13 protein-coding genes and 1 pseudogene are annotated in these 14,854 nt (G+C 72.4%); 2 read left to right on the forward strand and 12 right to left on the reverse strand.

The genetic code is table 11. From position 1 onward, the window contains the following. Positions 1-791, forward strand: a pseudogene (locus tag CCS38_RS29260) (serine/threonine-protein kinase); the annotation flags it as partial. A gap of 49 nt (positions 792-840) precedes the next feature. On the opposite strand, the gene CCS38_RS29265 reads toward CCS38_RS29260, so the two are convergent. Then, positions 841-2,127 (reverse strand): adenylosuccinate synthase, encoded by a 1,287-nt coding sequence (locus CCS38_RS29265; protein WP_223736349.1) that lies wholly within the window; start codon positions 2,125-2,127, stop codon positions 841-843. A 335-nt stretch (positions 2,128-2,462) separates the two neighbouring features. Here CCS38_RS29265 and CCS38_RS29270 point away from each other — a divergent pair, with 335 nt between their 5' ends. Then, positions 2,463-3,368, forward strand: a complete 906-nt coding sequence (locus CCS38_RS29270; RefSeq protein WP_223736370.1) for a diacylglycerol kinase catalytic domain-containing protein — start codon at positions 2,463-2,465, stop codon at positions 3,366-3,368. Positions 3,369-3,486: 118 nt separating this feature from the next. Here the strand turns inward: CCS38_RS29270 and CCS38_RS29275 are convergent, their stop codons facing one another. The 11 genes from CCS38_RS29275 to CCS38_RS29325 all read right to left on the reverse strand — a co-directional run bounded on the left by CCS38_RS29275 (position 3,487) and on the right by CCS38_RS29325 (position 14,854). Continuing rightward, positions 3,487-4,143 carry a response regulator gene (locus tag CCS38_RS29275; RefSeq protein ID WP_223736350.1) on the reverse strand — a complete coding sequence of 219 codons (657 nt, stop codon included), beginning with the start codon at positions 4,141-4,143 and terminating at the stop codon, positions 3,487-3,489. Further along, entirely contained in the window at positions 4,140-5,492 is a 1,353-nt protein-coding gene (locus tag CCS38_RS29280) for a sensor histidine kinase (protein ID WP_223736371.1), read from the reverse strand. Before CCS38_RS29280 ends, CCS38_RS29275 begins: the two co-directional genes overlap by 4 nt. 183 nt (positions 5,493-5,675) lie before the next feature. Beyond that, on the reverse strand, positions 5,676-6,890 hold the full coding sequence (locus CCS38_RS29285) for a cytochrome P450 (RefSeq protein WP_223736351.1): 1,215 nt from the start codon (positions 6,888-6,890) through the stop codon (positions 5,676-5,678). A 26-nt stretch (positions 6,891-6,916) separates the two neighbouring features. Beyond that, positions 6,917-7,738, reverse strand: coding sequence for an alpha/beta hydrolase family protein (locus tag CCS38_RS29290; protein WP_223736352.1), 822 nt, complete (start codon positions 7,736-7,738; stop codon positions 6,917-6,919). A gap of 51 nt (positions 7,739-7,789) precedes the next feature. Beyond that, entirely contained in the window at positions 7,790-9,253 is a 1,464-nt protein-coding gene (gene kynU / locus CCS38_RS29295; RefSeq protein ID WP_223736353.1) for a kynureninase, read from the reverse strand. Positions 9,254-9,313: 60 nt separating this feature from the next. Beyond that, on the reverse strand, positions 9,314-10,222 hold the full coding sequence (locus tag CCS38_RS29300) for a tryptophan 2,3-dioxygenase family protein (protein WP_223736354.1): 909 nt from the start codon (positions 10,220-10,222) through the stop codon (positions 9,314-9,316). A 233-nt stretch (positions 10,223-10,455) separates the two neighbouring features. Beyond that, complete coding sequence (locus tag CCS38_RS29305; RefSeq protein WP_030259077.1) at positions 10,456-10,869, reverse strand: DUF3151 domain-containing protein; 414 nt, start codon at positions 10,867-10,869, stop codon at positions 10,456-10,458. Positions 10,870-11,038: 169 nt separating this feature from the next. After that, complete coding sequence (gene fbaA / locus CCS38_RS29310; RefSeq protein WP_223736355.1) at positions 11,039-12,061, reverse strand: class II fructose-bisphosphate aldolase; 1,023 nt, start codon at positions 12,059-12,061, stop codon at positions 11,039-11,041. Between the two features lie 226 nt (positions 12,062-12,287). After that, a complete protein-coding gene (gene pyrE / locus CCS38_RS29315) occupies positions 12,288-12,830 on the reverse strand; it encodes an orotate phosphoribosyltransferase (RefSeq protein WP_223736356.1) in 543 nt (180 codons plus the stop codon). A 21-nt stretch (positions 12,831-12,851) separates the two neighbouring features. Next, complete coding sequence (locus CCS38_RS29320; protein ID WP_223736357.1) at positions 12,852-13,703, reverse strand: aldose epimerase family protein; 852 nt, start codon at positions 13,701-13,703, stop codon at positions 12,852-12,854. A 122-nt stretch (positions 13,704-13,825) separates the two neighbouring features. Beyond that, entirely contained in the window at positions 13,826-14,854 is a 1,029-nt protein-coding gene (locus tag CCS38_RS29325) for an SRPBCC domain-containing protein (protein WP_223736358.1), read from the reverse strand.

Here is a 14,854-nt window from a genome sequence, read left to right on the forward strand (position 1 = left end):
CCCCCGCCCGTCGGCGCCGCTGGCCCCTCGCCCTCGGGGCCGTCGCCGTGGTGATCGCCGCGGCCGGTGTCGCGGCGGTCGCCATGCCCGCGCTGGGCGGCGGCGCGCAGCACGAGGGCGGGTCGGACATCCCGGCCGACTACGTGGGCACCTGGACCGGCGATGTGGAGCGGGACGGGGTGCCCACGGGGCAGCAGCGGCGGTTCGTGATCTCGCACGGGAACGTCGGCGAGGTGGTGGCCAACAGCATCAGCCTCGGCGCCACCTACGAGTGCAAGAGCGACGGGAAGCTCGTCTCCGCGTCGGCCACCGAAGGGCTGCGGCTGGACACCACCGTGGTGAAGTCCACACCCGAAGGACGCTGCTCGGCACTGGGCGAGCACAGCCTCACGCGGGGACCGCAGAAGAACACCCTCGTATGGAGCGCGGCGGGGCGTACCGCAACGCTGCGCCCCGCAGGCCACGAGGTGGTCCCGTCGGCGTACCTGGGCACCTGGGAACGCCCGAACGCGGACGGTGTGGGCACCCAGCGGGTGACGATCGAGCGCACTCCGGTGGGCAGCCCCGCCGTGACGATCGACGTGCGGGGCAGCGGCGGGCACTGCACGGCGCGCGCGGACTTCTACTCGGCCGAAGGACAGCTCTCCGTCGGCCCCTCCGTGGTGCAGCGCAGCGCACCGGGGTGCGCGGCCAGCAGTTCGTCCCTCTTCAGGATCGCGGGCGACGGCTCCCTGGTGCGCGAGTTCCGCGGAAACGACAAGCAGCCGCGTACCTACACGAAGGTGCAGTAACGCGGCTGCTGACCGTCACGGTCGGCCCCTACGGGGCCTGACGCACGCCTCAGTCCAGGAACGAGTTGATCTGGATCGTCTCGTCGCGGCCCGGGCCGACGCCGATCGCGGAGATCGGGGCGCCCGACATCTCCTCCAGCGCCTTCACGTACGCCTGGGCGTTCTTCGGGAGCTCGGCGAAGGTCTTGGCCTTGGTGATGTCCTCGGACCAGCCCGGCAGCATCTCGTAGACCGGCTTCGCGTGGTGGAAGTCGCTCTGGTTGTGCGGCAGCTCCTCGACCCGCTTGCCGTCGACCTCGTAGGCGACGCAGACCGGGATCTGCTCCCAGCCGGTGAGCACGTCGAGCTTGGTCAGGAAGAAGTCGGTGAGGCCGTTGACGCGGGTCGCGTAGCGCGCGATGACCGCGTCGAACCAGCCGCAGCGGCGGTCACGGCCGGTGGTCACACCGCGCTCGCCGCCGATACGGCGCAGGTCCTCGCCGTCCTGGTCGAACAGCTCGGTCGGGAACGGGCCGGCGCCGACGCGCGTGGTGTACGCCTTCAGGATGCCGATGACCCGGTTGATCTTCGTCGGACCGACGCCCGCACCGGTGCAGGCACCGCCGGCGGTCGGGTTCGAGGAGGTGACGAAGGGGTACGTGCCGTGGTCGACGTCCAGGAGGGTGCCCTGGCCGCCCTCGAAGAGGACGACCTTGCCGTCGTCGATGGCGTCATTGAGGATCAGCGTGGTGTCGGCCACGTAACCCTTGATCTGGTCCGCGTAGCCGAGCATCTCCTCGACGACCTGCTCGGCGACCACCGCGCGGTGGTTGTAGAGCTTGGCCAGCACCTGGTTCTTGAAGTCGAGGGCCGCCTCGACCTTCTGGAGCAGGATCGACTCGTCGAACAGGTCCTGCACGCGGATGCCGGTGCGGTTGATCTTGTCGGCGTAGGTCGGGCCGATGCCGCGCCCCGTGGTGCCGATCTTCCGCTTGCCGAGGAAGCGCTCGGTCACCTTGTCGACGGTGATGTTGTACGGCGTGATCAGGTGAGCGTTGCCGCTGACCAGCAGCTTGGACGTGTCGACGCCGCGCTCGTTCAGTCCGCTCAGCTCGGAGAGCAGGACCGCCGGGTCGACGACGACACCGTTACCGATGACCGGGGTGCACCCCGGCGAGAGGATCCCGGAAGGGAGCAGGTGCAGTGCGTACTTCTGGTCGCCCACGACGACCGTGTGGCCGGCATTGTTGCCGCCCTGATAGCGCACTACATAGTCAACGGAACCACCGAGCAGGTCGGTGGCCTTTCCCTTGCCCTCGTCACCCCACTGAGCACCGAGCAGCACAAGTGCGGGCACAGGCGTACACCCCTTCCGGGCGGGGCATGTCCAACGTGCGAGCGGCTCACTGCCTGGTGCAGCCGCCGCGCGAGCCGTCGAACCGGTGCCCCGGATAGACGAAGCCCCTGACGCAACAACGACAGGGGCTCTTGCACCGAGAGATTACCGAATATTTCTCTCGGGCGACGAACAGGACAGTCCCGGGCGCCCGGCCACCGCCGGGGTACGGGGGCCCGCGGTGGCCGCTATGGCTGTTTTGTCCCCCGTCCCGTCCGAGTCCGTTCCCCGAGAGAACGCAAGCCCTAGGAAGGACCGAGGTGTCGGCTCCAGACCTTGCCGGGCGCTCCCTGCTCGTGGTCATCGACCCGGTCGCCCGCCGTGTGGACGGCGAGTCCGTGCGGATCGCCAAAGACGTCCTGTGCGCGGCCGCGACCACGAAGATCTGCTTTCCGGACGACCCCGCGGAATTCGCCCGGGTGCTCGCCCGAAGGGGGCAACGCCGCCCCGTGGTGATCGGCGACGACCGCGCCCTCCTGCGCACCGTCGAGCTCCTCCACAAGGAGCGCGAGCTCCCTCGCGTGACCCTCTCGCTGGTGCCCGTCGGGATGCCGTCCGCCACCGCGCTGAGCCGGGCGCTGGGCGTCCCCACGGACACCGTGACCGCCGCGCGTGCCGTCCTGGACGGCCAGGAGCGCGTCCTCGACCTGCTCGCCGACGACAGCGACGGCATCGTGCTGGGCGGCCTGCGCATCCCCGGCGGCGATCCGGCCGAGCGGCCCGCGCAATCCGCCCGTACGGCCGCTGAGGAGCCCGCGGTGCCCGCGCAGCGCCCCTGGTGGGCCCCGGCCGCCCGGACCGCGAGAGCGGCCCTCTCGCTGCTCACGGCGCCCGTTCCGGGCGGCGGGCGGCGCGACGGCCGGGCGCTGCCGCGGCTGCGCGTGGAGGCGGACGGCGTCGTCCTGGCGGACCTGGACCGGCCGGTGCACCGGGTGTCGGTCGTGCCCGTGGGGTGCACGGCCCCGGAGGGCGCGGCGCCCTGTGACGGGGCGGCGTACCCCACGCAGGAGCACGAAGGGCTGGCCGAGGTGATCGTGCAGTGGCAGGCCACGGAGGCGCCCGTACGAGTCCGGGCGCGGGCCGTGACCGTGTCCGGGCCGGACTTCCGCTACCGGGCGGACGCGGTGATCGGCGGGCCGGTCAGGACGCGGACGTGGACGGTCCAGCCGGCCGCGTGGCGGCTGACGCTGCCGCGAGGGTGACGCTTCTCACACTTCGCGAGGCAGTACCCATGGCTTCCGGCGAGCGTCGACGCCGTAACTGTTGTCCACAGGCTGTGGACAACAGTTACGGCACCGGCCGGGTTCCGATCGCAGGATCTCAGAGGCCGGGGGTGACCAGGCGCGTTTCGTAGGCGAAGACGGCGGCCTGGGTGCGGTCGCGGAGGCCGAGCTTCACCAGGATGCGGCTCACATGCGTCTTGATCGTGGATTCGGCCACGACGAGATGGGCGGCGATCTCTCCGTTGGAGAGGCCCTGGGCGACCAGTACCAGGACCTCGGTCTCCCGTTCGGTGAGCTCACCGATGCGTTCCTGGGCGGCCGAGCGGGGCCCGCCCAGCCGGGAGAACTCCGAGATCAGCCGCTTGGTGACGGTCGGCGCGAGCAGCGCTTCGCCGGCCGCCACGATCCGTACGCCGTCGGCCAGCTGTCCTGCGGACGCGTCCTTGAGGAGGAAGCCGCTGGCTCCTGCGCGGAGCGCTTGGTACACGTACTCGTCCAGGTCGAAGGTGGTCAGCACGAGCACCTTGGCGTCCGCGTCGGCGGCGACGATCTCGCGCGTCGCTTCGAGGCCGTTGACCTCCGGCATGCGGATGTCCATCAGGACCACGTCCGGGCGCAGGGCGGCGACCTTGTGCACCGCGTCGCGGCCGTTCACCGCCTCGCCGACGACCTCGATGTCCGGCATCGCGTTGAGGAGGACGGAGAAGCCCTCGCGGACCATGACCTGGTCGTCGACGATCAGGACCTTGATCATGCTTGCGGCCTCTCCGGAGAGGTGGGGGAATCGGCTGCGGAGGGCTCCGACTGCCCTGTCGGCCGGGACGGTGAATCCGGGTCGGCGGGCGTCCGTACGGCTGCTGCCGGGAGGAAGGCCGTGACCTCGTACCCGCCGTCGTCCGTGGGCCCGTTGGTCATGTCGCCGCTGAGCATGGTGACGCGTTCGTGCATGCCGAGGAGGCCGTGGCCCGCGCCGGGGGACGGCTTGGCCAGGCGATCCGGGGGGCCGTTGACGACGCGGAGGCCGAGGCCGCCCAGGACGTACGCGACTTCGACCCGGGCCTCCGCGCCCGGTGCGTGCCGCAGCGTGTTGCTCAGCGCTTCCTGGACGATGCGGTACGCCGACAGCTCCACGCCCTGCGGCAGCGGCCGTACCGCCCCCGTCACCACCGCCGAGACGGTCAGCCCCGCGCCGCGCACGCTCTCCAGCAGCGCGTCCAGATCGGCGAGGGTCGGCTGCGGCGCCTCCGGACCGGCGAAGGCGTCCGGGTCCTCGGAGCGCACGACGCCCAGGATGCGCCGCAGTTCGGTGAGTGCCGCCACGGCGTTCTCCCGGATCGTCGAGAAGGCGGTGGCCAGCTCGGGCGGCGTGTCCTGCATCCGGTACGGCGCGGCCTCCGCCTGAATGGCGATCACCGACATGTGGTGCGCGACGACATCGTGCAGCTCGCGGGCGATGGTCGCGCGCTCCTCCAGGAGAGTCCGCCGCGACCGTTCCTCGGCGGTGACCGTACGGGTCTCCACGACCTGCTGCCGCTCCTCCCGCCAGGCGCGTACCGCAGCGGCCGCCAGCAGGACGATGCCGCTCATGACCGCCAGCGGCGCCAGCACCGACCCGCCGTCGGCACCGGCCACCGCGACCCCGGGCGCGAGGACGGCGAACGTCACCGCCCACATCCCCGGTGCCAGGCGCGGCCGGGTACGCAGGACGACCAGCACCATCGTGCCGACATGGGCGATGAACGCGATCTCCCAGGAGGAGTCGCCGGCCAACAGCCCAAGGCAGACCGCCAGCAGCGACACCCAGAACGCCCCGACCGGCCGGACGAGCGTCATCGCCGGCGGCCCCGCGACGAGTACGCCGAAGACCAGCAGCAGCAACGACGGGCCGGAGCCGTCCGTCTTGGCGGAGACGGCCAGCAGTACGCAGGCGGCGAAGCCGATGACCAGCGCGTGCGGCAGCCAGCGCAGGCACCGGCCGATCCGGGACGGCAGCCAGGGCACCCAGCCGGCCGCCTTCGCCTCGTCCAGCGGGGGCATCGGACGGAACGCGAAGGCGCGGGTGAACAGATCCTGGCGCAGGCCGCGGAGCGCGCCGCTCGCCATCCGGGCTTCGGGAGGCGGCACCTGGTGGGGCGGTGCCTGGGCGCGCCCGGCGGCGCCCTGCTTGCCGCGGGCGCCGTTCAGGTACTGAGGTGTCTCGTTCACGCCCACCACGGTAGGGACGGGGACGGGCGGGGGCGTCCGGCCCAGTGAGGATCTCTGCGGGTCCGTCTCAAGTACTACGTCTCAGACCTCCACCAGCAGTTCCGTCAGCCCCCTGATGACGAAGTTCGGCTTCCAGGACGGCTCGGCGGTGAGGCGGAGGGAAGGGGCGGCGCGCAGCAGGGCTCCGAAGGAAGCGGCCAGTTCGAGGCGGGCGAGCGGGGCGCCGAGGCAGTAGTGGATGCCGGCGCCGAGGGAGACGTGTGGATTGTCCGCGCGGGACAGGTCCAGCTCCTCCGGCCGGTCGAAGACCGCCGGGTCGCGGTTGGCCGAGCCGAAGAGGAGGGCGACTTCGGCGCCCCGCGGGATCACCGTGCCGTCGATCTCGATGTCGTCCAGCACCCAGCGTTCGAAGAGCTGGAGCGGCGTGGCGTACCGGAGCAGTTCCTCGACGGCGGTCGGCAGCAGCGCGTCCGGCGCGGCACGCAGCGCGGCCAGCTGCTCGGGGTGGTGGAAGAGGGCCAGCCAGCCGTTGGCGGTGGTGTTGACGGTCGCCTCGTGGCCCGCGTTGAGCAACAGGACGCAGGTGGAGATCATTTCCTGTTCGTTCAGGCGGTCGCCCTCGTCGTATGCCGCGATCAGGGCGCTGATCAGGTCCTCGCCCGGTGACTTGCGCCGGGCGGCGATCAGTTCACGCAGGTACGCGGAGAATTCGAGGGACGCCTGTACCGCGCGGCGCGCCGTCTCCTCGTCCGGCCTCAGCTCGTACATTCCGCAGATGGCGGCCGACCAGGGGCGCAGCAGCGGCCGGTCGGCCTCCGGGATGCCGAGCATCTCGGCGATGACCGCGACGGGCAGGGGTTCGGCGATCGCGGTCAGCAGGTCGCCGCCGCCCGCCGCGACGAAGTCACCGACCATGGCATTCACCAAGTGGCCGATGACAGGCTTCAGTTGCTCGACCGTGCGGGGCGTGAACGCCTTCGACACCAGGCGGCGCAGACGGGTGTGGTCCGGCGGCTCCAGGTCGAGCAGTCCGTTGTCGTTGAGGACGTGGAAGGGCTCGTGCGCGGGCGGAGGCGGCGTGCGGCCGAACTCCTCGTGGGAGAAGCGGTGCAGATACGTACGGCCGAGGCGGCGGTCCCGCAGGAGCGCGCTGACGTCCGCGTGCCGCGGTATCAGCCACTGGTTGCTGGGCGGGAAGCGGTGCACGCGGCCCGCGTCGCGCAGCTCCGCGAAGCCGGGACAGGGGTCGGCGACGAACTCGGGCGACCAGGGGCGGAATGCGGCTGCGGCTGGCATGGAGGAACGGTACCGCCGGTCACCCGTCATCCGTCAGAGTGCCGCAGCACTGCCACCAGCGCTCCGTACGCCGCCGTGCCCGGGGTGACGGCCGCGTAGTGCCCGGCACCGGGCAGCTCGTGCAAGGCGGGCGCGGCGGCTCCGGTGCCGCGATGCGCCGCGACGTAACGCCGCGACAGATCGACCGGTACATCGGGATCTTCCGTACCGTGCAGCACCGTCACCGGTACGCGGGGCGGCAGCCGTACGGGGTCGACTGCGGCGATACGTTCCGCGAGGCCGTCTTCGTGGCCGGTGGTGTGGCCATCGTCGTGGCCGGTGGCATGGGCGTCGTCGTGGTGGCCGGTCAGGAACTCCGCCACCGCGCCGTCGCTGAGCCGGAGTTCGTGGGCGCGGGCCAGGTCGGCGACCGGGGCGATGGCGACGGCCGCGGTGACCGGGCCCGACCGGGCGGCCGCCCAGAGTGCCAGGTGGCCGCCGGCGGAGTGCCCGGCGACGACCACGGAAGCGTCCTCGCCGGCCTCGGCGGCAGCGACCCGTACCGCGTTCGTCACATCGTTGAACGTTTCCGTGAATCCGCCGCCCCCGCCGGCCCTCCGGTACTCCGCGAGGGCGACCGGCAGGCCCTCCCGGGCCAGCGCGGCGGCCAGCGGTGAGAGGTGCGTGCGGTCGTAGGCCACCCGCCAGAAGCCGCCGTGCAGCAGCACGGTCAGCGGGCCGCGCGGCGCCTCCGGTGGCAGGTACAGGTCGACCACCTGGTCGGGGTGGTCGCCGTACGCGATCCTGCCGTCCGGCGGTACGGGCGCGCACGCCAGCAGCGCCTCCTCCTCGTCCAGCGCCCCGCTCATGCCACCTCGCTCGTCCGTCCCGACCACACCGCCCCGCTCGCACCGGCCGCCTCACATCGTCGTGGGCCCCTGTTCCGCCGCGCCCGCGGCGACCGCGGAGGCGGTGCCGTCGCCCGGTACGTACGCCACGACCTCCGCGAGGACGCGGGCCGCGCGCTCCGCGTCAGCGAAGGACGTGTAGAGCGGGGTGAAGCCGAAGCGCAGCACGTCGGGGTGGCGGAAGTCGCCGATCACGCCGTGCCGGATCAGCTCGCCCATCACCTCGCCGGCGCCCGCGCACTCCAGCGCGACCTGGCTGCCGCGCTCGTCGTGCGGCTCGGGCGTCACCGACCGCACCCGGCCGCGCGGCACGTACGCCCGCACGCACTCCAGGAAGAAGTCGCTCAGCGCGAGGCTCTTGGCCCGTACGTCCTCGATGGCCACGCCCTCCCAGACCTCCAGCGCGGCCTCCAGGGCGAGCAGCGACAGGATGTCCGGGGTGCCGACCCGGGCGCGCTCGATGCCCGCCGCCGGTACGTACTCGGGGTCCATGCCGAAGGGGTTGGCGTGCGAGTTCCAGCCGGGCAGCGGGGAGTCGAAGCGCGGCTGGTGCTCGGCGCGTACGTACAGGTACGCGGGCGCGCCGGGGCCGCCGTTGAGGTACTTGTACGTGCAGCCCACCGCGAGGTCGACGCCGTGCGCGTCCAGGCCGACCGGCAGCGCGCCCGCGCTGTGGCACAGGTCCCAGACGGCGAGCGCGCCCGCTGCGTGCAGCGCGGCGGTGATGCCGGGCAGGTCGTTGAGCCGGCCGGAGCGGTAGTCGACGTGGTTGACCAGGGCGGCGGCGGTACGGTCCGACACCTCGGCGGGGATCCTGCCCGCCTCCACGGGGCGCAGCGTACGGCCGGTCAGCCGGGCCACGGACTGCGCGATATAGCCGTCGGTCGGGAAGGTGGCGGCGTCGACCAGGATCTCGTCCCGGGGGACGCCGTCCACCGCCGGGCCGGTCTCGTCGGCCATGCGTACGGCGGCGACCAGCGCCTTGAAGACGTTGACGCTGGTGGAGTCGCCGACCACGACCTGGCCGGGGGCCGCGCCGAGGAGTGGGGCGATGCGGTCGCCGATCCGCTCGGGCGCGGTCCACCAGCCGGACTCCGACCAGGAGCGGATGCGCAGCTCGCCCCACTCGCGGGCGACGACCTCGCGGACCCGCTCGGGGACCGGCTGCGGCAGCGCGCCGAGCGAGTTGCCGTCGAGGTACACCGCCTCGTCGAGCACGAACTCCGCGCGCTTGCCGCTCAGCGGGTCCTCGGCGTCCAGCTGGGCGGCCCGGGCGGCGAGGTCGTCGCGGACGCCGGCCGCGGCGACGGCACGGGCGGCCAGCGCGCCGCCCGCGGCGGAGGTATCGATTCTCTCGGTGGACACGCCGGCATCGGCGCTCTCGTTCCCCTGCACTTCGTTGTCACCCTCCGCGCGGACAGCACCGCATCGCTCGGTCGTGAGGAGCCACTCGGACCCGGCTTCCTCGTCGGTCATGAGTGGCCGCTCCGTCACGAGTGCCCCCTCACGCGGGTCCGAGTGCCGTCGTCCGGCCGCTCAGACATGGCTGCGTGCCGTCCACAGCTCGGGAAAGACGTTTTTTCCGGCCCGCTTCTCCAGCCAGGCCACCCCGGCGGAACCACCCGTCCCCCGCTTCGCGCCCATCGCGCGGCGGGTCGCCACCAGGTGATCGTTGCGCCATCGCCAGACCAGTTCGGCGACGTCCGTGAGGGCCTCACCCAGCCGGACCAGCTCGTTCTCCGGATCGCGTGCCGGGTCGCCGGCGTAGATCTCCGTCCAGGCCGCCTCGACGGCCGGGTGCGGCTCGTACTTGAGCGTGGGGTCGCGGTGCAGTACGGACACCGGGATCGCGTATCCCCGGCGGTCCAGCAGCCGCAGCACCTCGTCCCACAGGCTCGGCTCGTGCAGCGCCTTCTCCAGCTCGGCGTGCTCGCGGGGCGCGCCGCGGTGCGGGACGAGCATCGACGCGGACTTCTCGCCGAGCAGGAACTCCAGCCGCCGGTACATCGCGGACTGGAAGCCGGAGCCCTCGCCGAGCGCCCCGCGGTAGGCGTTGAACTGCGCGGGGGTCAGCCGGGCCAGCGGCTTCCACGCGGCGTTCAGGGCCTCCAGCTCGTACGTGGAGCGGCGCAGCGCGTCCATTGCGGTGGGCAGGTCCTCGCTGCGCAGGGCCTGCGCGGCGGTGTGCCACTCGTGGACGATGACGGTGAACCACAGCTCCATGACCTGGGTGGTCACCAGGAAGGCCATTTCCCCGGGATCGTCGGAGAGCGGATGCTGGGCGTGGGTGAGCATCTCGGCCTGTACGTAGTCCTCGTACGGCGTGGTGCCCCTGAAATCCAGGTTCGGGTCCGTCTCCCCCTGCCCGAACGGGCAGCTCGGGGCCGGCTGCGGGGCCGGCTCCGGGGACGGGGACGCCTGGGACGCTGATGACGAGTGCGACATCAGAACTCCTCGTGATGCATGCCTCCGGGTAGCGGTCCGCCCCTTCCTGTCGGCATCGGAGCCCCGGTCCCCTCGTCAGGCCCGGCTCACCGGACCTGTTGCGCATCTTCCGCAACTCGCCGGGGTTTGGCAAGGGCCGACCCGGCCGACCCGAAGGCCCTTCAACGGCTCAGGACCGGCCGGAACACGTCGGCCGGCCGGCCCTGAGAGGTCATCTCGGTATGGGGCTTCCCTCAGGAGAGCGTGTCCGCGGCGGTCGGCGAGGACTCACGCAGGAACGCCGTGCAGCGCTCGTACTCCTCCTGCTCGCCGATCGCCTGGGCGGCGCGGGCGAGCGCGTGCAGGGCCCGCAGGAAGCCGCGGTTCGGCTCGTGCTCGAACGGGACCGGGCCATGGCCCTTCCAGCCGGCCCGGCGCAGCGCGTCCAGGCCGCGGTGGTAGCCGGTACGGGCGTACGCGTACGACTCGACGGTACGGCCGGCCTGGAAGGCGTCGTCCGCCAGCTGCGCCCAGACCAGCGAGGACGCCGGGTACTTCGCGGCGACATCGGCCGGTGCGGTGCCCGCCGCGAGCAGCTCGCGGGGCTCCGGGTCGTCGGGCAGGTGGGTCGGGGGCGGTCCCCCGAGCAGGTTCTCGTGAATGGCCATGGTTCCAAGTCTGCCTGGTACTCGCGGTCCGCGATGCCCCGGCGGTGGCCCTTCGGCCGGGCGCACGGAGGACCGGGCACGCGCGCGGAGGGCCCCGTACGCGTGATCTGATGCGTACGGGGCCCTCCGGCATACTCCGCTGCGCGCGCCGGTGCAGCGCGCGGCGGCGTTACTTGATCTTGGTACCCGTGGAGCGCAGGTTGGCGCACGCCTCGGTGACGCGCTTGGCCATGCCGGCCTCGGCCAGCTTGCCCCAGCTGCGCGGGTCGTAGGTCTTCTTGTTGCCGACCTCGCCGTCGACCTTCAGGACGCCGTCGTAGTTGCGGAACATGTGGTCCGCGACCGGGCGGGTGAAGGCGTACTGGGTGTCGGTGTCCAGGTTCATCTTCACGACGCCGTTCTCCAGCGCGGTGGCGATCTCCTGCTCGGTGGAGCCGGAGCCGCCGTGGAAGACGAAGTCGAACGGGGCGGACTTGCCGTACTTGGCGCCGACGCCCTCCTGGAGGTCCTTGAGGAGCTCGGGGCGGAGGACGACGTTGCCCGGCTTGTAGACGCCGTGCACGTTGCCGAAGGAGGCGGCGAGCAGGTAGCGGCCCTTCTCGCCCAGGCCCAGCGCCTCAGCGGTGCGCAGCGCGTCGTCGACGGTGGTGTACAGCTCGTCGTTGATCTCGTGGGTGACGCCGTCCTCCTCGCCACCGGTCGGGGTGATCTCGACCTCGAGGATGATCTTCGCGGCGGCGGCCTTGGCGAGCAGCTCCTGGCCGATGGACAGGTTGTCGGCCAGGGTCTCGGCCGAGCCGTCCCACATGTGCGACTGGAAGAGCGGGTTCTGGCCCTTGGCCACGCGCTCGGCGGAGATGTCGATCAGCGGGCGGACATAGCCGTCCAGCTTGTCCTTGGGGCAGTGGTCGGTGTGCAGCGCGACGGTGATGTCGTACTTCGCGGCCACGACGTGCGCAAACTCGGCCAGGGCGACGGCGCCGGTCACCATGTCCTTGTTGTACTGGCCGCCCAGGAACTCCGCACCACCGGTGGAGATCTGGATGATGCCGTCGCTCTCGGCCTCGGCGAAACCGCGCAGCGCCGCGTGCAGCGTCTGCGTCGAGGTCACGTTGATGGCCGGGTAGGCGAACTTGCCTGCCTTCGCCCGGTCGAGCATCTCGTTGTAGATCTCGGGGGTTGCGATGGGCATCTGTCCGCTCCTTGTGATGTGCGGGTACCGGTGTGTTCTGGGCCCTGACCAGGGGGCGACGTCATCGTCGCGGCCCATCTTCCCAGACTTGTCGAATACCTCCACATCGCGCTTCCACCCGGACAGCGCAAGGGGCGGGCTGTTTCACGTGAAACAGCCCGCCCCTTGAGGAAAGGCCAGGTCAAGGCGGTGAGGGCCGGAGCCCCCGCCCGACGCGCCCGATCTCTCAGGCGAGATCCAGGTCGGTGAGCCGGTAGCCGGTGATGTACCGCAGGCCCGCGTCGGCGATGGCCGACTCGGCACCGCGGTCGACGATCGTGGCGACCGCGACGACCTCGGCGCCCGCCTCGCGGGCCGCCTCGACGGCGGTCAGCGGCGAGCCGCCGGTGGTGGAGGTGTCCTCGACGACCAGGACGCGGCGGCCCTTGATGTCCGGACCCTCGATGCGGCGCTGCATCCCGTGCGTCTTCTGGGCCTTGCGGACCACGAAGGCGTCCAGCTTCCGACCGCGCGCGGCGGCGGCGTGCAGCATCGACGTCGCGACCGGGTCGGCGCCGAGCGTGAGCCCGCCGACCGCGTCGTAGTCGAGGTCGGCGGTGGCGTCCAGCATCACCTGGCCGACCAGCGGCGCGGCCTCGGCGTCCAGGGTGATCCGGCGCAGGTCGATGTAGTAATCGGCTTCCTTGCCGGAGGAAAGCGTCACCTTGCCGTGCACCACGGCCTTGTCCTTGATCTGCTGCAGCAGCTCGCCGCGCACGTCGTCACTCATGCGCACGAGCCTAATAGGACCTCATGAGAGGGTGCGCCAGGTCCACGTCGTGGAGATCTCCAGCGGCTCGATGGGGGTGACCAGGCGCGGGTGGGTGTTGAGGCCGTTGGGCGGGCCGGACTGCGGCTCCACGCACACGGCCGCCTCCTGCTCGTCGTACACGACCACCCACTCCGCACGGCTGGTGACCTTCAGCTCCAGGCGGCCCGGCCAGGTCAGCGTGACATCCACGCCCTGCGGCATGCCGAAGCAGTCGTCCCAGGGGCCGGGGCGGGGGTCGATACGCCGGCCGGCCGGGAGGTGGTCCTCGCCGCGCTCCTCCTGCCACTCGGGGGCGAAGTCGATGCGTACGCCCTCGCCGCCGTCGCCGAGGTCACGGAGGAACCAGGGGTGCCAGCCTGCCTGCGCCGGGAAGGAGTCGCCGTACGTCTCGACGCCCATGCCGAGGGTCAGCGAACCGCCGTCCTCGGCCAGCTCCACCAGCTGGGTGACCTTGCCCGGATACGGCCAGGGAGCAGCCGGGTCGTCCAGGTCGTAGGTGAAGGCCGCGGTGGTCCCGGTCGTGCGGGCGGTGCGCCAGGAGAGGTTGCGGCCGTTGCCGTGGATGGCGTGCGGCGGGGAGTTCAGCGGCATCTGATGCGTCTCGGAGCCGTTGCGGAACCGGCCGTTCTCGATCCGGCCGCACCACGGCACCATCGGGAAGCAGCCGTACTTGGCTCCCTGCCGGAGCAGTTCCGTGCCGCCGATCCGGAGGCTCTCGATGCGGCAGCCGTTGTCCGGGCGGACGGCCACTTCGGTGTCGCCGGCGGCCAGCCGTACGGTACGCGCCACGCGCGACTTGCGGGCGGGCTCTGCGGGGTTCTCAGTGCTCACGGATCGACCTTAACGGTGCGGCACGGGCGCGGCGGCCCGGGCACGCTCGTCCGGGCACGCTCGTCCGGGCGCCACGGAGGCGGCGGAGCGGAACCGGCGCCGGCGGCAGCGCGGGCCCGGCGTCAGCGGCGGCGGCGCAGCACCCGGCCGACCACCACGGCGGAGGCCAGGACCACGGCGGCCGCGGGCGCCGCCCAGCGCAGGGTGGCCGAGGCGCTGGACGTCTCGGGCGCGGGCACGGGGGCGTAGCGGCCGCGCGGCGGTGCGTGGTCCACCTCCTCCGCGCTGCGGCCGATCATCGTGCGGCGCGCGTGCGCGGCCTCGGCGGGCGGCTCGGCCGGGATGCCGAGCTCGTCCTCGGCGAGCGGGTCCAGCGAGGACGGCGGGATGTCGGTCTCGAAGACACCGGCCCGCGCCGCGAGGTCCCCGGCGCCGTCCACCTCGTCGATGTCGTCCTCGTCGTCGTCCGTGCCGATGACGTCGGCCGGGTCGTCCTCGGCGCCCGCCTCCTTCAGGTCCGCGTCATCCAGGCCCGCCGCTGCCAGGCCCTCGTCGTCGTCCGGATCCTCGTCCTCCAGGCCCGCCGCGTCCCGGTCCCCCGCGGTCCCGGCGTCGGCCGGCCCCGCGGCGAGCACCGCCAGGCCGTCCACCGCCGTGGTCGGCCCCGCTGCCGCGTCCGGCCCGCCCTGCTGCCCCTTGACCGGATTCGTCGTCAGGTCGTCGGTGAGGGTCGTGGCGAAGCGCTCCAGGAGGCGGCGGCCGGCCGTGCGGGCGGCGTCCTCCGAGGCGTCCGCGAGCCGGCCCTCGGCCCGTACGGCCGCGGTGCAGGACAGCGTCGTGCCCTTGCCGCCCTCGTCGGGCGCCACCCGGACGGTCAGGTCCAGCTCGGCGAGGCCGTCGCCGCGCACCTCCGTGCCGTGCACCGCGGCGTCGAAGGCGTCGGGCTCGTCCGCGCGCGGGGTCACCCGCAGTGACCCGCGGTAAGTGATGGTGGAGCCGCCGATCCGCAGCCGCAGCCGGCCCTCCGGAACTTCGGGAGCGGCGTCCGCGTCGAGCTGGGCGCCCGGGACACAGCGGGCCAGCCGCTCCGGCTCGGCGAGCGCCTGCCGCACCGTGCCGACGGGAAACGGAACGTACACCTCGTGCTCCAT

Origin of the sequence: Streptomyces purpurogeneiscleroticus (genome assembly GCF_020024005.1) — a bacterium.
Taxonomy (GTDB): domain Bacteria; phylum Actinomycetota; class Actinomycetes; order Streptomycetales; family Streptomycetaceae; genus Streptomyces; species Streptomyces purpurogeneiscleroticus.